Genomic DNA, 17,863 nt, shown 5'->3' on the forward strand with positions numbered 1-17,863 from the left:
AGAGGAAAACCTAGTGAAAACGGCTTAAGTTTGGTATAGTATAATTTGTACGTTCCTTGGCAGAAATCTGTCAAGCGTGATTTTTAAAAATCGAGGTGAATATTCTATGGAATTACTGATTCCGATTATTGTCTTAGCGGCAATGTGGTTCTTCATGTCTCGTTCTACAAAGAAACAACAACAAGAACGTCAAAACACATTGAGCGCGATGAAAGCTGGGGACAACGTGGTAACCATCGGCGGTTTGCATGGCGTCTTGTCTGAAGTCAACGACAAAACTGTCATCATCGACTGCGAAGGCATCTACTTGGAGTTTGATAAGGCAGCGATTAAATCTGTCACTCCAGGCACTGCCATTCACACGGAAGACGCAGTAGCAGAAGTGGAAGCAAACGAAGCGGCAGAAGCAACGAAAGTAGAAGCTCCTGAAGCACCAGTTGACGCCCCAAGCGAAACAACTGACACAGACACAACTGAACAAAAAGACTAATCCTGCGATTCGTAGGATTTTTCTTTTGGATTCCTAAGGGAAAAAATCGCTAACCTCCTAGTCAAAAAGAGGGTAGCGATTTTTTGTTTAGGAAGAGCTACGGCTAGGAACGGTTGCGGTATTGACTGGGCGTGCAGCCGTAGCGTTTTTTAAACAAACGATGAAAGTGATTGATATTGGCAAAGCCCGATTGATAGGCTGCCTCTTGGATGGTCATCGACTGGTTGGTGATGTGGTAAAGCGCCAGCTGCAGACGCGCACAGATAAGTTCTTCATTAGGCGTGGTGTGAAAGTACTCCCGGTACAGGCGATAGAACTTGCTCTGGCTGATTTGCAACAAGTCGCTTAGCTTTTCTGCCGTCCACTCCGTTTGACAATCTGCTAGCATGGACAAACGCAAAGAGTGCATTTCTTGGTAAAGAGAGGTGTCATTTTGTAAGCGTTGGTGATGGGCAACACCTCGGGCAGCCAGTAGCAACAACTCCTGTACATACAAGGCCATCAATTGCCCACTTTCCGGCTGTTGCAACAAAAATTCCTGGTGAATCTTTTGTAATAAACGGTTGAGTTGGTCTAGATTGCTAGGATAAAACAAGCGATTGGTTGGTAAACTCATCGGAAAGTCTATCTGAGGAAGTCCGGTAAATTCCACGAAGCTGTTAAAAAATTCCTCTTCGGCTTGGTAGTGTTGAAAAGTACCGGGCAGATATAACATGCAAGCACCTCGCTGGGCACGGACTTGTTCCCCATTGGCAAAGGTGAACTCCATGGGTGCCAAGACTAACAAAAATAAATACTCTTCTAAGCCATTAGGACGATAGATCACGTCTTGGTTTTGATTATGAGTGTGGTAGCCACAAAAAGTCACAGACATTTGAAATGTTGTCCTTTCATGTTGATTTGCTGTAAGTGTCTCAAGGAAAGGAGCTTCTGTCAATCGTCCTTCCCCTGTGAGAGGCTAGTTCACTACTTTCTATGATAAAAAGCAAATGATCTGGTGGAGAAAAAGTCAATCATTTGCGAGATTCCTTCCTTATCTCATGGGCTAGACACTTTTATACTAGAAAGTAAATAAGGTGAAGGAGTGGAAGTTGTGATGAAGAAAGCAACCATCATGATTGACAAAAATTTTATTCTATCCGATATTGACGAACGAACCTATGGATCCTTTGTGGAGCATTTGGGCCGTTGTGTCTATGAAGGCATTTATCAGCCGGGGCATCCTGCCGCCGATGAAAAGGGACTGCGGCAAGACGTAGCAGCTTTGATTCGTGAGTTAAATGTGCCGGTTACCCGCTATCCCGGGGGCAATTTTGTATCCGGTTACCGTTGGGAAGACAGCGTCGGACCAAAAGAACAGCGGCCTAGTAAGATTGATTTGGCTTGGCGAGTAGTGGAATCGAACCAATTTGGCTTAAATGAATTTATGGAATGGACCAAAACCGTGGATACTCAACCGATGATGGCGATTAATTTAGGTACTCGGGGTATTGAAGCTGCCAAAAATATCATCGAATACACCAACCTGAAAAAAGGGAGCTACTATTCAGACTTACGTCGTCAGCATGGTGTGACGGAGCCTCACGACATCAAACTCTGGTGTCTGGGCAATGAAATGGACGGTCCCTGGCAAGAAGGGCATAAAACCGCTCTAGAATACGGACGAATCGCTGAAGAAGCCGGCAAAGCAATGCGACTAGTCGACCCGACGATTGAAACGGTTGCTTGCGGTAGTTCTAGCTTGAGTATGCCAACTTTTGGCTTTTGGGAAGATACGGTCCTAAGCCAATGCTACGATCAAGTAGATTACATCTCTATGCATCAATATTATGGCAATCGCGATGGCGACAGTCAGCAATTCTTAGCTTCTTCTGACGGAATGGACCAGTTTATCCGGGAGGTTATTTCAATCTGTGATGCAGTAAAAGCCAAACGGCGAGCGAAAAAGCAGATTAATATTTCCTTTGATGAGTGGAACGTTTGGTATCATTCCAACGAGCAAGATAAGCAAATCGAGCCTTGGAGCGAGCATCCCCATCAATTAGAAGATGTCTATAATTTTGAGGATTCCTTGTTAGTCGCTAGTATGATGATTACCATGCTTCGCCATGCAGATCGGGTGAAAATTGGCTGTTTAGCCCAGTTGGTGAATGTGATTGCACCGATCATGACTTCTGCGACCGGCGTTTGGAAGCAAACGATTTTCTACCCCTTCGCAATGATTTCCAATCAAGGCCGGGGTCATGTGCTTCATACACAGATTAAAGCACCGACCTTCGCAAGCAACTATGGCAATTCCGGGTATCTAGATGCGGTAGTCATTGAAAATGTTGAGGAAGACCAACTAACGATTTTTGCTGTAAACAAAGATTTGGAGGATGAGTTGGAATTGACGAGCGATTTTCGTCAATATGAAGGCTATCGCTTAGTCGATCATGTGATGTTACGCCATGATGACTTGAAAGCGGTCAATACGGAAGCCAATCCCGAAACAGTAGCTCCGGTAAAAGGCAGTCGCGTTGTCTTTGAACAGGGCAAGCTTACGGGAGTATTGCCAACGCAAAGCTTCCATATGATTAAGCTCCAGAAAGTCTAAGCAATCCCCTCCATTTTTCTCCTGAAGTACGGTACTATAGAGATAGTCGACTTACGGTAAGAGTAAAGAAAGCGACTAGACTAAAGGAGTGTACCTAGATGAAGTGGTGGGAAAAATGGTACTTTGGCAAAAGCTTACGGCAAAAACTCAGTGAATTTCACGGGGCAGGCTACGAGCACGTCACCATAGCTGAACTGTGGGAGTACTGTCAGTGGTTGTGGTCAAAGAAAAAAGTGCAAAAAAAGTCTGAACAGCGCCAATTACTGCAACAAGTTACTCCTTATGATTTTTTTGACTACCAACAAATTCAGATTCGTACTCATCAAGAGAGCCTGCAAGAGATGGAGGACTTCTCTGATTTGTTCTGATTGAGAAACACTTCACATTTTATTCTGACCTTGAAAAAAATTTAAAGAAAGTCCGACTGCGATAGAAAAAAAGCGGAAGGGCTTTCTTTGTTTTGCCAATAGTCTTTATCCCAGCTCGCTTTTCCTGATGAAAAAACTTCTTCAAAAAAACTGTGAAAAAAATCACAAAAAACTATTTACAAGTTTCTGACTTTCGTGTATCATTCAGTATGTGAAATGATTAACAAAGAAAATGATCCACAACATAGGAGGATTGACAATGGCTAAGACATTGGAAAAAGAAGTAGAAATCATCGACGTTGATACGGTAATCGACGACCTAGCAGCGAAAGCAAATGAAGCTGCGAAACAAATGGAAAACTTCACGCAAGAACAAGTGGACCACATCGTACACGAAATGGCGATGGCAGCTTTAGACAAACACATGCCTTTAGCGAAAATGGCCGTAGAAGAAACTGGCCGGGGGATTGTGGAAGATAAAGCAATCAAAAACATGTACGCTTCTGAATATATCTGGAACTCCATCAAACACGACAAAACAATCGGCGTGATTGGGGAAGACAAACAAAAAGGCTTGATCGAAGTTGCTGGACCAGTTGGGGTTGTGGCAGCGGTTGTACCAACGACGAACCCAACCTCCACTACGATCTTTAAAGCAATGATTTCATTGAAGACTGCAAACTCTGTAATCTTCTCCTTCCACCCATCTGCACAAGCTTGTTCCGTGGAAGCTGCGAAAATCGTTCGGGATGCAGCGATTGCCGCTGGTGCTCCTGAAAACTGTATTCAATGGATTGAAAAAGAAAACTCTTCAATTGAAGCAACTCAAAAATTAATGAACCACCCAGGCGTAGCAATCGTCTTGGCAACTGGTGGTCCTGGCATGGTGAAATCTGCTTACTCTACAGGGAAACCTGCACTAGGGGTAGGGGCTGGTAACGTACCTGCTTACATCGAAAAAACTGCGAAAATCAAACGGGCAGTTAACGACGTCATCGTTTCAAAAACGTTCGACAACGGCATGATCTGTGCGTCTGAGCAAGGGGTCATCGTGGACAAAGAAATCTACGACGAAGTCAAAGCAGAATTCGAAGCACACCAATGCTACGTAGTGAAGAAAAACGAATTGTCTAAATTAGAAGACGCAGTGATGAACGAAGGCAAATATGCCGTTAACGCAAAAATCGTTGGTCACTCTGCCATGGATATCGCAAAACTTGCAGGCATCAAAGTTCCAGAAGGCACGAAGATGTTAATCGCTGAACTAGACGGTGTGGGCGCAGACTTCCCACTCTCTCGTGAAAAACTATCCCCAGTCTTGGCTATGATGAAATCAAACAGCCACGAAGAAGGTTTTGCTTTGGCATTGGGTATGTTGGAACTGGGCGGTTTAGGCCATACAGCAGTTATCCACACAGAAGATGAAGGCTTGCAATTGCAATACGGCTTGAAGATGAAAGCTTGCCGGATCTTGGTAAATTCACCATCTGCGGAAGGCGGAATCGGGAATATCTACAACGAAATGATTCCTTCCTTAACCTTGGGCTGTGGTTCATACGGTCACAACTCTGTATCTAAGAACGTATCGGCGATCAATTTGATCAACGTGAAGACTATCGCGAAACGGAGAAACAATATGCAATGGTTTAAATTACCTTCTAAGATTTACTTTGAAAAGAACTCCTTGTTGTACTTGGAAAAAATGGAAAACGTGGAACGGGTAATGATCGTCTGCGACCCAGGGATGGTGCAATTCGGTTATGCGGATACAGTTCGTGAAGTCTTGCAACGTCGTAAAAACGATGTGAAAATCGAAGTCTTCTCTGACGTAGAACCAAACCCATCTACTAACACTGTTTACGCTGGTACTAAAGTCATGGTTGACTTCCAACCAGACACAATCATCGCTCTTGGTGGTGGTTCGGCAATGGATGCGGCGAAAGGCATGTGGATGTTCTATGAGCACCCAGATACTTCCTTCTTCGGCGCAAAACAAAAATTCTTGGATATCCGCAAACGGACGTACAAGATTGACAAAGCAGTGAAGACACAGTTCGTATGTATCCCAACTACTTCCGGTACTGGTTCTGAAGTAACACCATTTGCAGTAATCACGGACAGCGACACTCACGTGAAATACCCATTGGCTGACTACGCTTTGACGCCAGACGTAGCGATTGTGGACCCTCAATTCGTATTATCTGTACCAGCTAGCGTAACGGCTGACACTGGGATGGACGTTTTGACTCACGCGATTGAATCTTACGTATCTGTTATGGCTTCTGACTACACGCGTGGTTTGAGCTTACAAGCGATTAAATTAGTCTTTGACTACTTGGAAAAATCCGTGAAAGTGGGCGACCCTGAATCACGGGAAAAAATGCACAATGCGTCTACTATGGCAGGGATGGCCTTCGCCAATGCCTTCTTGGGAATTTCCCACTCCATCGCACACAAAATCGGTGGTGAATACGGTATCCCTCACGGACGGACCAATGCGATTCTATTGCCACACGTAATCCGTTACAATGCGAAAGACCCTCAAAAACATGCGATGTTCCCTAAATATGACTACTTCCGGGCTGACACAGACTACGCTGATATCGCGAAGTTCTTAGGCCTGAAAGGTGAAACTACTGCGGAATTGGTAGAAGCTTTGGCAACTGCCGTTTACGAATTGGGTCATAAGATTGGCATCGAAATGAACTTGAAAGCACAAGGCGTAACCAAACAAGTATTGGATACAACTGTGGATCGCATGGCTGAATTGGCTTATGAAGACCAATGTACAACAGCTAATCCGAAAGAACCTTTGATCTCTGAATTGAAGGGCATCATCATCGAAGCTTACAACGCAAAAGCGTAAGCCTCGGTAACCACCCACAAGCACATAGTAAACCCCCGCTCACGGCTTCTTAGCAGCTGTGGGCGGGGGTTTTTGTTTGGAGTACCGATGGTGGAATCCGGGGTTTGTTTGTTACGATAACTGCCCTATAGTATAATTTTAACAAGTAGAGATTTATTTGGGACAAGATGTGAAGAGGATGAAGGGAATTACCGACTGGGGGACTGGACATGAAAAAAGTGCTGTTTTGTTTGTTGGCATTGGGCTTTTTAGGTGGGTGTTCCACCAAGGAAGAGCCCAAGGATGTGACCTATGACTGGGCGCCACCTTTTGAAGAGGTGCGGTGGAGTATGGGGGAAGATGCGGTCTTTGAAACCTTGGATTTGGATGAGGAAGATGCAACGCTGAATGTGAATCCGGAAAAACAGCGGGTCTTCTCTTTTGCCAGCGCCATGGAGACGGAAGTCGGTATGGTAGCCCCGGATTTCATCTTTGAGCCAGGTTTTGGCTTAGTTGGAGTGAACCTGCACTACATTCCAATGGAGAAGGAAGCGGCGGAGACCTTGGCGAAGCTGGAAGCGGCCTATGGCAAAAGTGATGATGGCACGTGGTCAGGGACGAAATTTGGCGAATTGAATCTTTCAGATGAGCAAGTTGCCGCCTTCAAGAAAGAAGCGGATATCGACAAGGATGAGCCAGTGGTTACGATTGCTTTAAATCAAGATGCTCAGGCGGTGAAATACCAAGAGTGTGTGTTTGAAGGCAAGAATGCGGCGATTTTGGAGCAAGTATTAGCTAAGTGAGGGACAAGATGAAGAAGCGAGACTTGAATTTTAAACTTGGGGTAGTTCTGGGAACGATTATTGGTTTGTTTGTTATTTGTCATTTATCCCCGCAAATCGCCTTAAGAACGCATCTCTTTTTTTCTGGGCACCCGGTTAGTAGTGTGACAACAGGTATCAGGCTAGTGGAGAAAGTGGATGCCAACACTGGCATTTATCAGCTACAGGAACCGGTGATAGAAAGAGCCACGCAAGCATCACTAGAGCATTTTGAAGTCAAGCGGTACTCGGGGATTTTCTATTTTGCGGAGTATGTGGGGGAAGCGTGAGGTGTCAGGAACTAATAGTAAAACTGAGAAAGCAAAAACAAAAAGTGATTAAGCTCGAAATCGGGCTCAATCACTTTTTATTTTGCTAGTTACTTGCCTTCCAATACTTTATGGAGGCTTTCATTGATGATCGCTGCATCTTCGGGATGTTCCATTTGTAAACGATTGGCTTCAAAGATGGCGGCAGAATGAGACGTTTGGACGGATTGCTTCACTGCATCATCCTCGATGGAGACGATGTAATCATGTTGCCGTTGCCATGCAGCAAGGATCGAATCGTAGTAAGTATCGCTGTCGACTTCACTTTCGGCAGGAGTAGTAGGCTCCTCAGCCGTGGAATCTTCTTGGAGGTATTCCACTAGATTAGTGGTATCAAGCGCTGTACCGGCTGTATTTTCAGCGAAATTCCGAGTTGCTAGAGAAATCGTTCCTTGATTATTGTAGAAGAGAAAGTAGGTGTCGCCAACGATTTGCATGGGATCGGAACTATCCTCAGGTGTGGCTACTTTTATGACCGTGTTTACTTTTACTTCCCGATTTTTGCCAGCGTCATTTGTGACGGTAATTGTTTTGGTGGGTTCCTCTGCTAAGGACACAGGATAAAAAAACTCGTCTCCCCCGGTAGTAGTGATGTACAGGCCGTTGCCGGTGTTGTTTAAATCTTTGGTGTTTAGCAGGATGGTCGTAGGTTGATCTTTTTGTTTCGATTCAAACTCGAGGTGATGAATCGTTTGTTTGCTGCCGTCTTGTAAGGTCAATTCTTGTGTGAAATCATCTAAATTCACGGCGTAAGAAACTGACTCATCCTGTGTATCGCTGCTTGTTTGTTGAGAAGAGGATTGAACAGTGCCGTTTGTTGAGATGAGGAGGACTGCGCAACGCTCATTTGTTGAGATGAGGAGGACTGAACGACCGTGGTCGAAGTTGCTGTTGTTTCAGAGGATTTATCGGTTGAACTGGAATCGGCTTTACTTTGTGAACAAGCAGCTAATGCGAGGACGCTAAATAACAATACAGATACTTTTTTCATTAATCTCACGCTCCTAATTATATAGATAATAACATATAGAGGAGGTGGTTAATAGAGCGTGGCGCAGTATAAAATATTTTCATAAATGGATAGTATTTTGTGTTAGGTAGAAATGGAAAAAGCGGGTTTTGAAAAGTGGAAGATAAAAAGTAACTTCCTCTCAAAAGAGATGCTTTTCCCAAAATACCCAAAAGCCCCTTCCATGTTTTCCATGGAGGGGGCTTCTGCTACTTTTTTTTATTCCTCACCCGTCACCAAAATTCCAAAGTGATCGCTGATTTTCGGACTGTGATGGTCGTCGAATACGATTTGGTAATGGGTTATTGGTAAGTTGCGGACAAAGACATAGTCGATGCGCATAGGTTCGGTGGCTTCTTCCCAACCGGCGATTTTAGCCGGAATGGTAAAGGAACCTTGGCGTTCGCGGGCGATTTGATAGCTGTCTTGGAGCTGCAAGGGACTCTGCATGACCAAGTCATAGCCACCGGCGGTAATGTGAGCGGGATTGTTGAAATCGCCTAGTAAAGCGATAGGTAGCTGACTATCTGCTAGCACTTCTTCTAGGCGTTGCCATTCATAGGCAAAACCGCTCGTAGCGCCTTCCCACCAAGAGAGGTGAAGGCTAGCGGCCAGGATGTTTGTCCCGGCGACTGTGGTTTGGGCTAGTAGACCGTAGCGCGTGTGGTAGTCGGTGGGGTCCGTGGTTTCCGAAAGCAGGTGAGCGCTAGGTGTCAGCGGTTCCTTACTCAAAAGTGCGACGCCTTCTTGGAAGCGGTCGTAGCCGATGTGGTTGTAGGCCCAGCTCCAATAATAGGCACAACCCAACGCTTGCAAGCGTTGGGTTAGGCGATAGGCAAAGTTGTCGATTTGAATCGGTGTTTGATCGGCAATCGGCGTAAAGTAAGCGTCGGTGTCGGCCAAAGGGGAGGTCAGACCTTGGTTGACCTCTTGCAAGGCTACTAGATCGCAGTCTGCTTCCTGAATCAAGCGCGCTAGCTCGTTGATTTGAGCCTCGTCTTTGTCTTCCAACCAACTATGGGTGTTTAAGGTCAGTAGTTTCATGGGTGGCAAGCCTCCTTAGTAATCGATACTGCCGATGGCTTCCCCGTAAGAAACGGTGCCGGTTTTGTCAAAGTGATAGTCTTTAATGGCCTCGCCGTTTGTGAAGACCACGATCATGGTGGTTAATTTCCCGGCGGCGGTAATTTTTTCCAGATCCGCTTTGGCTAGTTTGGCGCCGGCTTTCACCTGGTCGCCTTCTTTTACAAAGAGGGTAAAGGCGTCTCCTCCAAGGGCAACGGTATCGATCCCCATGTGCACGAGGACTTCGATGCCTGCTGCCGTCTTCAGGCCAATGGCGTGTTTCGTCGGGAAGACGGAAACCACGGTACCGCTGACGGGACTGACGATTTCTTCGTTTTCAGGAATCACGGCGAATCCTTCTCCCATCATCTTTTGGGAGAATACATCGTCTTCCACTTGGTCAATGGCAATCAAAGTACCATTTGCCGGAGCGACAATCGTTTCGCTTTGACCTTTAAAGTGGGTTTCCCCTTTTGGCGCTGGGGTGGTGCTGTCCGCAAAATCAATCACCGGAATTTCCGCACCGGAGTCGAGTAAGTCTTGGATATCGGATTTCAAGATGTCGGCTTTGGGCCCATAGACTGCTTGAACCCCGGTATCTTTGACCAACAAGCCTAGAGCACCGGCTTTTTTCCATTGTTCTTCGTTGCCGACGATTTCTTTGTCTTTGACGGAAACACGGAGGCGGGTCATGCAGGCGTCCACGTCGGTGATGTTTTTGGCACCACCTAAAAGGTTGACGATTTGAACGATTTGGGAATTGGCATCCGCCGTACCCGTAGTACCAGCTGCCTCAGGAGTATCGTCGTTGTCCACTTCGTAGTTGCCGTTGCGTCCTGGTGTAGCAAAGTTGAATTTCTTAATCAAGAAGTTTGCCAAGAAGTACGTGAAGACTCCAAAGGCGATAGTCACAAGGACAAAGTTCAGTAAATCATTACCCAGGCCGGCTTTTAGTGCCATAGGAACCCGGGTCAAAAGCTCGATGTTCCCGAAAGAGTGCACGCGCAAGTTAATAATATCGGCCATGGCAAAGGCTGCCCCTTGAATCACGGCATAGACTGCGTAAAGCGGTGTTGCGACAAACATAAACATGAATTCCAAAGGTTCTGTTACCCCGGTTAAGAAAACGGCAGCCGCAGCAGAGACAAACATGGATTTGTATTTGTGGCGTTTGTCAGGGTCAACATTGCGGTACATGGCTACGGTTAAGCCCATTAAAATCCCGGAGGAACCAATCATTTGGCCGACTTTAAAGCGAGCAGGGGTGAAGCCGTTTAAGACTTCGGTGTATTGGCTCATGTCGCCGGCGCCTTTTAAGTTTACCAGGTCGGTGGCCCATGCTAACCACAATGGGTCTTGCCCGAAAACTTGTGAGCCGGCTTGGGCGCCAGTCAAGATTTCGTAAGTGCCGCCTAATGCGGTGTAGTTCATCGGAATCGTCAGCATGTGGTGCAAGCCAAATGGCAAGAGCAACCGTTCCAAAGTCCCGTACAAGAATGGGGCCAAAATCGGTGCGGTGTCTTGTGAATTGGCAATCCAAATCCCGAAATTGTTGATCCCGGTTTGGATAATCGGCCAGAAGATTGCGAGAATCAAGGACACGATGATGGAGCGAAAGATGACCACGAAAGGCACAAAGCGTTTGCCGTTAAAGAAGGTCAAGACATCTGGGAGTTTCCGGAAATTGTAGTATTTGTTGTAAGCTGTGGCGCCCACAAAACCGGCGATGATCCCCACGAAGACCCCCATATTTAAAGCAGGTGCTTCCAAGACACTAGTAAAATAGCCGTTTACGGCGATTTCTTGCCCGAATAAGGTGTGCGTCACGGCCTCAGGATCGGCCAACATGGCAGAAGTCACGCCGAAAATCGCCCCGGTAATCCGGTTTAACAAGATGAAGGACAATCCGGCAGCGAAGGCCCCGCCAGCCCGTTCCTTGGCCCAGCTACCCCCGATGGCTAATGCAAATAATAAGTGCAGATTGCCGATAACGGCCCAACCAATCTGTTCTACGACGCCCCCGGTAGTAGCGAGCCAGGCCCATTGGTCATTGATCAGGGGGATAGTTTTCCCGATACTGATCATCAAACCCGCCGCGGGCATCACGGCGATAACCACCATTAAGGCTTTCCCAAATTTTTGCCAAAATGCAAAACTGAAAATCTTTTTGAACTCTTTCATAGTACCTCTCCTTCATTTAAACCTGTGCAATCGGTTTCGTTAAATGTATTATAGCCGGGGTATGGTGATTTGTAAACTGTTTCAATTGAATTTATGAAATAAGTGTGAATAATCGTTCGGTTCTTTGACTGATAAAAGCAGATGAAAGTGCAAACGGTTGCGTTATAAACTGAAATGATTTGCCGCGGATTTTAAGCTGAAGGGGCTTGCCAATTATGGTAAGATAAAGACAATAGAAGGAGGCGTTAACATGTCGGAATTAACCGAGTCGATTCAGGCTTTGAGTACTTCCCAAGCCTTATTGAAAGAATTTGCCAAGAATATGGAAAAAGATCGCACCTTTGGTAAGGAAGCGTATCAAGAAAAAATCAACGATATCCGGGATTACGCCAATGGTTTGGCCATTGTGACCTATTTGGTACCGGCGCAAAATCAAACGGTTTTTGGGGATGTCAGTTTGCAAGAAATCTTGCGCACCCAGCTGGGCCAGATTCAAAACGTGATTCATGCGTTGCGCACCCCAGAAGGCGCCAGTGAGGCGGAAGCGACCTATGATTTGAAGGAAAGCGATGTGCGACGGATGGTTTCTAGTCTGCAAGGAATGATCGAGATGAACAACCTTATGCGCAAGGAAGAAGATGTAGTCTTTTCTGCCAAAAAAGTAGAAGCGGCACAACTTAAAGAAAAGCCAGCCGCTACTAGTGAAAAGAAAGGCTTCTTCCAGAAATTGTTTGGGAAATAATTTGGATTGGTAGGGATTCAGGCTAAAGTCGAGAGACTCACTAGTTTGGTACAATAAACTGGTTTTAAAACGATAGAAGTAGAGCTATGACACTGATTGACGCGTCGTAGCTCTCCTTTTTTTGTGGGATACATAGGAAGCACTGAAGTTTGCGCTATTTGCACAATGATTTACTAGTAATAAAAGATATACTATAATAATGTATATCCAAAGAGAGGATGTAGTTACAATGAATGATGTAGATATTAAAAAGTATAAAGTTCGCAAATCTGGAAACAGTGATGTGACCACCATTCCTGTCGAAGTGAAAGAGAAGTTAAATCTAAAAACTGGTGAATCTATCCGATATATTTTTGAAACCGATGGCTCTGTAAAAATCGTAAAAGCGGAAGAAGAAGTTGATGTGGATTCAATCGTAGACGCAGTCATGAGCCAATATGAACAAGCCATTAAGGATTTGGTTGATCTATGAAGTATTTGACTGTAAAAGACATCATAAAAATCAATGCAAAGTTGATTACCACCGTTTCTTCAGGGGAATTAATCGGGTTAAAGGATGCGGCAGCCTTAGACATGGCCGTAAATCAACCACAGCAAGAGGTTTTCGGTGAAGAATTGTATCCGACAATCTATGATAAAGCTTCTATCTTAGCAATCAATCTGGCTAAGAGACACCCCTTCCAAAATGGCAACAAGCGCACTGCTTTAGTTTCGATGATTACTTTTTTGATGATGAATGGTTATACTACTTCCTTTACACAAGAAGAGGCAGTCCAATTCATTTTAAACATTACAACAAGCAATCAAGAGTTTGATTTGATGAAGGAAGAAGTAGCGCACTTTTTAGAAACATCAGGAAAGGTGACAAAATTGAGCCTCGATAAGTAGAAGGGCTACTGACTGCTACGAAGGCCGCTAGCTGAACAAATAACCCCCAACCAGATTCTGGTTGGGGGTTATTTGTTATCCTTAGGTTTTGCACATTGTCCTTAGCGCAAACTATATTTCTTAATATCGATTTCCCGATTGAAGCACCATTCCAAAAGACTGCCGGAGAAAGTCACAGGGACTTCTCGCAGGTCTTTTAAGTTCCGTTGGCCGGTTAAGGTCATCAAAAGGCGCAGTTCTTTTGACCAGTCTTCCACTAGGCGAATGCCGGCTTCAGGGCCGCCGTTGATCACCGTGTGGAGCATCTTACCCGAAACCCCACAGCTACGAGCACCGAGCACCAATGCTTTGTAGATATCATAGGCGTTTTGGATGCCCCCAGAAGCGATCAAATCAAAAATTTGTGGCACTTCCAATGCTTCCAACAAGGCTTCTGGGGTGCTTTGACCGAAATTGGTTAAGTAGGCCAGTTCTTGTTGGGGCCGGCGAGCGTTTTCGATACGGGTGAAGCTGGTGCCCCCACGGCCGCTGATGTCAATGGCGGTGACGCCACAGTCCACCAGTTGTTGAACCATTTTGCGAGACATCCCGAAGCCGACTTCTTTGACGATTACCGGCACGGGTAAATGGCGGACGATGGTTTCGATTTTGGCTAGCCATTGGGAAAAATCCCGATCCCCTTCAGGCATGACCAACTCTTGGGCCACGTTCACGTGGATTTGGAGTGCGTTGGCTTCTAAGAGGTCCACGGCACGTTGGGCTTGTTCTAAATTGGAGCCGGCGCCGATATTGCTGGCGATAAAGCCATTGGGATTGACTTGGCGCACCACGGTGAAGCTATCCGCCACGCTAGGATCTTTTAAAGCGGCACTTACGGAACCCGTGGCCATCATCAAATCGCATTCTTTGGCGACTTCGGCTAGTTGCCGGTTGTATTCCTTGGTCTTTTCACTGCCCCCAGTCATGGCGTTGATGAAAAAGGGGAGAGGGAATTCTCGATCCAAAATTTCCGTGGTTAGGGAGGTCTCCGCCACGCTCATTTCCGGAAATGAATTGTGCACTAGGCGAATCAGATCAAAGTCATTGCCGCTTTCCCGGTAGAAATCCATGGCCAAGGCCGCGTGTTCATCTTTTCGATTCATAAAAACCTCCGTGATTCCTTAGTGTGGGCGTGCTAATTAGGATAATGGTAAACGTGTAGTGGCAAAGGAGTGATTTCGGCTTTTTCCCAAGAACTCATTAAAGGTAGGATGCCGCTTTTTTGGTCCACGATTACGATGCCGCAATCACCACCACCGGCTCCGGAAGACTTCGCCGCTCCTTGGAATTGTTCTGCTAAGTCGCACATTTTTTTCAAGGCGGGCGTTTCAATCATCACTCCGGTGACTTGGCTCAAACGATTTAATAAGCTCCGGTTTTTGGTAATCATTTCTTTAATCAAAGGGACGTTTTGCTCTTGGAAAGCTTGAATCAAGGTCTCCACGCAGTCTTTGCTGTCCGCAAGAAATTGCTGGTAATCTCGTTCTTCGGTTTCCCGGGATTCGTGGACTTGATCCACCAAATCACTGGTGGAAGCCGGGCTGCCGGTCCAACCGATTAACAGGCGGACGTTTTTCGGCACGGTTAGCGGCTCGATCATCAAAGAAGGCCAAGGTGTGGCCAAAAGTTCCGTTAGACTCATGGTCTCCTGGGCATTTTTAACCCAGTCTGGTTCAAAGGTGGAAAAAGCAATCCAGCCCCCGAAACAGCTGGCGGCGATATCCCCACAAGAACCATTTCCTTGCACTTGCAAATGGGCCAAGGCCGAGAGTTTGAAGATGGTCATTTGATCCATTTCCAGCTGATAAAAGGCGTTTAGCGCTTTGACGGTAGCCACGGTAACGGCGCCACTGGAACCAAGACCGTACTTGCGCCCGGTGGAATTGTCCAATTCACTGGTTACTTTCAAGTCGTAAAAAGACAAAGTGCGCCCTTGTTCTTGGGCGTAGCTTTCCGTCAGGTGAATGGCGGCTAAAATATAATGGAAAGGATTGTCCCGCACATCTAGGACGAGCTGATTGTTTCGACGGGTCCAACGAATGGGTAGTTCACTGTATTGTTGTGATTGGATACTGCCGTTTTTCTTCGCGGTGGCAATGGTAATGGTGATAAACTGATCCACTGCCACGATAATGGCGGGATGGCCGGCTTCGACTACGGCATATTCCCCGGCGATAAATAATTTTCCCGGGACGGATACTTCATACATGAAATTTTGACTCCTTAAAATTGGGTTTGGTTTTCTTTAAATCACAGTTGCGCCGTAACCAGCATGGGCTAGAATCAGGCGTTCTGGGGCAAAGTGTTGGCTTAAGGCTTGTTTCAGGGCGTCTTCGTCTTTTCTTTGGCAGAGGACTTTCACATTGGGACCAGCGTCCATGGTGAAGTAGCACTCTAAGCCGATTTGCCGCAGTTGGCGCACGAGATTCATAGCTACCAAACTATCTGGGGACCAATAGGTAAAAGGCGGCACGGCGCCAAGGGTGGTGGCGTGCATCTTTAACCCATTGGCTTCGGTGACTTCCCCTAAAGCGGTGAAATCTTGGGTAGCAATGGCGCTTTTTGCGTGGGCCAAGTCGGTGGGCACACTGGCCAACCAGCCAGGATAAAAACTCGAGGTAGCCACGGTGCGCCGCATACCATCCCGGCTAGAGACGTCTTTTTGTTGGTCATTAATCAAAACAAAAAGCATGGCCAGATCTTGTTCCCAGTCATTTGAAGGGATTTGTTGGGCGAAGCTAGTTTCATCATCTTCCCCTTGTTCCCATTCCACAAAGCCGGGAAAAAGACTGCGACAAGCCGAACCGGAACCCCGACGTGCCAAACGAGAAAGGCCCCGATCGTCTAAGCCGAGGTTTAGCGCGGCATTGCTGGCCGTAGCCAAGGCTGCTAAACCACTGGCAGAAGAGGCCAGACCGGCTGCGGTGGGGACAAAATTGCGACTTTCGACTACGGCACCCCAGTTGACTTGGGCTTTTTCTCTTGCTAAGTCCAGAAAGCGACTGATTTTTTTTGTCGCTTTTTCGTCTTGCACAACCCCGTCCAAGACAAAGTGGTCGGCGGTTTGATTAGGCTCAAAGGTGACACTGGTTTCCGTGTAGAAAGCATCCAGTGTCAATGAGAGACTGTTGTTCATAGGGAGGATTAATTCTTCATTTTTCTTGCCCCAATATTTGATTAAGGCGATATTGGTATACGCCCGGGCGCTTCCTTTATACATACTGACAAACTCCTAATTCTTGGATCCAAGTCGCCTTGGCTCCTGCATTTTCTAATTGATTGGCGATGATGGCGGCTGTGTGGCGGTCTTTGGCTAAGGCAATCATACAGCCGCCGCGGCCGCCACCGGTAAGTTTCGCTCCTAAAGCGCCGTTATGGCGGGCAACTTGCACCAAGTGATCCAAGCTGGCGTCACTGACGGAAAGCTGCTGCAACAACGTTTGGGCTTGATTCATCAATTCACCTAGTGTGGCCGGTTGATTGTCACTAATGGCGATTCGGGCTGCCCGGGTTAATTGACCTAATTCCCCAATGGCTGCCCGGGTTTTCTCTGGTTGTAGGCGCAATAAAGTCGCCACGTCTTGCACCGTGTCTCGGGTTTTGCCCTTAACGCCGGTGTCCGCCACGATTAGCGCCCCGGTTAAGTTTAATTGAAACGGCTCTAAGGGCTGCTCTTTCTGGAAAAAGACCGGCTGCTGGCCACTCGTGGCCGCCGCATCGATGCCGCTGGGATTGCCATGGGCGATTTGTTCTGCGCCATTGACGTAGTTCAAAACCCGTGCTTGATCAGTGGGGATTTCTTGCCAAGCAAAAAAAGCCCGGGTGACCGCCACCGCCACCGCTGCGCTGGAACCCATGCCACGCTCAGCGGGGATGGTGCTCACAATGCGACAGTCCACAGGTGGGGCGTCAAAATCCTGGCGCAGTTTGCCAATCAAGTTTTGCAAGTTCAGTAAGTTAGCGGGGGCTTCGGCTAAGCTCCCGCTATAATAGTTGGATGTCAATTGATCCTGGGAAGCCTCTTGCATGGTGGCCGTAATCTTAGTAGCCGCAAAAGGCATGGCAATCGCCGGTTCCCCGTAGACCACGGCGTGTTCGCCCATTAGGATGATTTTACCGCTGGCCGCTCCTTCGGCAATGACCTTCACAATTCACACCTCTTTCTCAAATGGAAAGCTGACAAAATTGTCAGCTTTCTGCTCGCCTTACCATTCTACTAGAAATTTTCATTTACGTTAATAGTTTCGAATAAAGAAAGGAAGAATCCCGAGATTTCTTAATACTTTATTGGAAAAAGTGGACGCTTTGGCGGTTTGATCCCGGTGGGTGAGACTTTTGGAAAAAGAAGAAGGAATCCTTACAAAAGCCTGCTACAATCGCATTTTTAACCGTTTTTTAGCGAGTGAAAAGGTCGGGATGTGACCCTCTGCTTTCATTTGACCGCAAAACGTTTTCTGATGTATAGTGTGGCAAGTGACTTCAAAAAGAGC

General features: G+C 46.6%; 18 protein-coding genes. 9 read left to right on the top strand and 9 right to left on the bottom strand.

Features of this window, described 5'->3' with window-relative positions; genetic code table 11:
- Positions 1-106 precede the first annotated feature (106 nt).
- Complete coding sequence (gene yajC, locus I579_RS05895; RefSeq protein ID WP_010754520.1) at positions 107-490, top strand: preprotein translocase subunit YajC; 384 nt, start codon at positions 107-109, stop codon at positions 488-490.
- Positions 491-593: 103 nt separating this feature from the next.
- Here the strand turns inward: yajC and I579_RS05900 are convergent, their stop codons facing one another.
- Complete coding sequence (locus I579_RS05900) at positions 594-1,364, bottom strand: helix-turn-helix transcriptional regulator (RefSeq protein WP_010754519.1); 771 nt, start codon at positions 1,362-1,364, stop codon at positions 594-596.
- A 222-nt stretch (positions 1,365-1,586) separates the two neighbouring features.
- Here I579_RS05900 and arfA point away from each other — a divergent pair, with 222 nt between their 5' ends.
- The 5 genes from arfA (at position 1,587) to I579_RS05925 (ending at position 7,410) form a co-directional block, all read left to right on the top strand.
- Positions 1,587-3,086 carry an arabinosylfuranosidase ArfA gene (arfA, locus tag I579_RS05905; protein ID WP_010754518.1) on the top strand — a complete coding sequence of 500 codons (1,500 nt, stop codon included), beginning with the start codon at positions 1,587-1,589 and terminating at the stop codon, positions 3,084-3,086.
- A 98-nt stretch (positions 3,087-3,184) separates the two neighbouring features.
- A complete protein-coding gene (locus I579_RS05910) occupies positions 3,185-3,454 on the top strand; it encodes a post-transcriptional regulator (protein ID WP_010754517.1) in 270 nt (89 codons plus the stop codon).
- Positions 3,455-3,713: 259 nt separating this feature from the next.
- Positions 3,714-6,320 (top strand): bifunctional acetaldehyde-CoA/alcohol dehydrogenase, encoded by a 2,607-nt coding sequence (gene adhE / locus I579_RS05915; protein ID WP_010754516.1) that lies wholly within the window; start codon positions 3,714-3,716, stop codon positions 6,318-6,320.
- 209 nt (positions 6,321-6,529) lie between these two features.
- Entirely contained in the window at positions 6,530-7,102 is a 573-nt protein-coding gene (locus I579_RS05920; protein WP_010754515.1) for a hypothetical protein, read from the top strand.
- Between the two features lie 8 nt (positions 7,103-7,110).
- Positions 7,111-7,410: a hypothetical protein gene (locus I579_RS05925; protein WP_010754514.1), complete on the top strand. Its 300-nt coding sequence runs from the start codon at positions 7,111-7,113 to the stop codon at positions 7,408-7,410.
- An 89-nt stretch (positions 7,411-7,499) separates the two neighbouring features.
- Here I579_RS05925 and I579_RS12505 read toward each other — a convergent pair whose 3' ends face one another.
- The 4 genes from I579_RS12505 to I579_RS05945 all read right to left on the bottom strand — a co-directional run bounded on the left by I579_RS12505 (position 7,500) and on the right by I579_RS05945 (position 11,704).
- Positions 7,500-8,195: a hypothetical protein gene (locus I579_RS12505; RefSeq protein WP_010754513.1), complete on the bottom strand. Its 696-nt coding sequence runs from the start codon at positions 8,193-8,195 to the stop codon at positions 7,500-7,502.
- Positions 8,192-8,440 carry a hypothetical protein gene (locus tag I579_RS12820; protein ID WP_010754512.1) on the bottom strand — a complete coding sequence of 83 codons (249 nt, stop codon included), beginning with the start codon at positions 8,438-8,440 and terminating at the stop codon, positions 8,192-8,194. The genes I579_RS12505 and I579_RS12820 overlap by 4 nt, the downstream gene beginning before the upstream one ends.
- Positions 8,441-8,677: 237 nt before the next feature.
- Positions 8,678-9,502 carry an endonuclease/exonuclease/phosphatase family protein gene (locus tag I579_RS05940; protein ID WP_010754511.1) on the bottom strand — a complete coding sequence of 275 codons (825 nt, stop codon included), beginning with the start codon at positions 9,500-9,502 and terminating at the stop codon, positions 8,678-8,680.
- 15 nt (positions 9,503-9,517) lie between these two features.
- Positions 9,518-11,704, bottom strand: a complete 2,187-nt coding sequence (locus I579_RS05945) for a PTS transporter subunit IIBC (protein WP_010754510.1) — start codon at positions 11,702-11,704, stop codon at positions 9,518-9,520.
- A gap of 250 nt (positions 11,705-11,954) precedes the next feature.
- Between I579_RS05945 and I579_RS05950 the strand changes: the two genes are divergently transcribed.
- From I579_RS05950 to I579_RS05960, 3 genes are all read left to right on the top strand, one after another.
- Entirely contained in the window at positions 11,955-12,446 is a 492-nt protein-coding gene (locus I579_RS05950) for a hypothetical protein (protein WP_010754509.1), read from the top strand.
- A 229-nt stretch (positions 12,447-12,675) separates the two neighbouring features.
- Positions 12,676-12,918, top strand: a complete 243-nt coding sequence (locus I579_RS05955; RefSeq protein ID WP_010754508.1) for an AbrB/MazE/SpoVT family DNA-binding domain-containing protein — start codon at positions 12,676-12,678, stop codon at positions 12,916-12,918.
- Entirely contained in the window at positions 12,915-13,334 is a 420-nt protein-coding gene (locus I579_RS05960) for a type II toxin-antitoxin system death-on-curing family toxin (protein WP_010754507.1), read from the top strand. The genes I579_RS05955 and I579_RS05960 overlap by 4 nt, the downstream gene beginning before the upstream one ends.
- Positions 13,335-13,435: 101 nt before the next feature.
- On the opposite strand, the gene fni is transcribed toward I579_RS05960, so the two are convergent.
- From fni to mvk, 4 genes are read right to left on the bottom strand one after another with little or no spacing between them, the layout of a single operon-like run.
- Positions 13,436-14,476 (bottom strand): type 2 isopentenyl-diphosphate Delta-isomerase, encoded by a 1,041-nt coding sequence (gene fni / locus I579_RS05965; RefSeq protein WP_010754506.1) that lies wholly within the window; start codon positions 14,474-14,476, stop codon positions 13,436-13,438.
- Between the two features lie 32 nt (positions 14,477-14,508).
- Positions 14,509-15,582: a phosphomevalonate kinase gene (locus I579_RS05970; protein WP_010754505.1), complete on the bottom strand. Its 1,074-nt coding sequence runs from the start codon at positions 15,580-15,582 to the stop codon at positions 14,509-14,511.
- A gap of 36 nt (positions 15,583-15,618) precedes the next feature.
- Complete coding sequence (gene mvaD, locus I579_RS05975; protein WP_010754504.1) at positions 15,619-16,593, bottom strand: diphosphomevalonate decarboxylase; 975 nt, start codon at positions 16,591-16,593, stop codon at positions 15,619-15,621.
- Complete coding sequence (gene mvk, locus I579_RS05980; RefSeq protein ID WP_010754503.1) at positions 16,586-17,521, bottom strand: mevalonate kinase; 936 nt, start codon at positions 17,519-17,521, stop codon at positions 16,586-16,588. Before mvk ends, mvaD begins: the two co-directional genes overlap by 8 nt.
- Positions 17,522-17,863: the final 342 nt, after the last annotated feature.

The sequence above is a fragment of the Enterococcus asini ATCC 700915 genome (genome assembly GCF_000407365.1).
Lineage (GTDB): Bacteria > Bacillota > Bacilli > Lactobacillales > Enterococcaceae > Enterococcus_C > Enterococcus_C asini.

Bases quoted from the DNA above. Each gene is read 5' to 3' on its own strand.
- yajC (WP_010754520.1), top strand. From the start codon at position 107: ATGGAATTACTGATTCCGATTATTGTCTTAGCGGCAATGTGGTTCTTC.
- I579_RS05900 (WP_010754519.1), bottom strand. From the start codon at position 1,364: ATGTCTGTGACTTTTTGTGGCTACCACACTCATAATCAAAACCAAGAC.
- arfA (WP_010754518.1), top strand. From the start codon at position 1,587: ATGAAGAAAGCAACCATCATGATTGACAAAAATTTTATTCTATCCGAT.
- I579_RS05910 (WP_010754517.1), top strand. From the start codon at position 3,185: ATGAAGTGGTGGGAAAAATGGTACTTTGGCAAAAGCTTACGGCAAAAA.
- adhE (WP_010754516.1), top strand. From the start codon at position 3,714: ATGGCTAAGACATTGGAAAAAGAAGTAGAAATCATCGACGTTGATACG.
- I579_RS05920 (WP_010754515.1), top strand. From the start codon at position 6,530: ATGAAAAAAGTGCTGTTTTGTTTGTTGGCATTGGGCTTTTTAGGTGGG.
- I579_RS05925 (WP_010754514.1), top strand. From the start codon at position 7,111: ATGAAGAAGCGAGACTTGAATTTTAAACTTGGGGTAGTTCTGGGAACG.
- I579_RS12820 (WP_010754512.1), bottom strand. From the start codon at position 8,440: ATGAAAAAAGTATCTGTATTGTTATTTAGCGTCCTCGCATTAGCTGCT.
- I579_RS05940 (WP_010754511.1), bottom strand. From the start codon at position 9,502: ATGAAACTACTGACCTTAAACACCCATAGTTGGTTGGAAGACAAAGAC.
- I579_RS05945 (WP_010754510.1), bottom strand. From the start codon at position 11,704: ATGAAAGAGTTCAAAAAGATTTTCAGTTTTGCATTTTGGCAAAAATTT.
- I579_RS05950 (WP_010754509.1), top strand. From the start codon at position 11,955: ATGTCGGAATTAACCGAGTCGATTCAGGCTTTGAGTACTTCCCAAGCC.
- I579_RS05955 (WP_010754508.1), top strand. From the start codon at position 12,676: ATGAATGATGTAGATATTAAAAAGTATAAAGTTCGCAAATCTGGAAAC.
- I579_RS05960 (WP_010754507.1), top strand. From the start codon at position 12,915: ATGAAGTATTTGACTGTAAAAGACATCATAAAAATCAATGCAAAGTTG.
- fni (WP_010754506.1), bottom strand. From the start codon at position 14,476: ATGAATCGAAAAGATGAACACGCGGCCTTGGCCATGGATTTCTACCGG.
- I579_RS05970 (WP_010754505.1), bottom strand. From the start codon at position 15,582: ATGTATGAAGTATCCGTCCCGGGAAAATTATTTATCGCCGGGGAATAT.
- mvaD (WP_010754504.1), bottom strand. From the start codon at position 16,593: ATGTATAAAGGAAGCGCCCGGGCGTATACCAATATCGCCTTAATCAAA.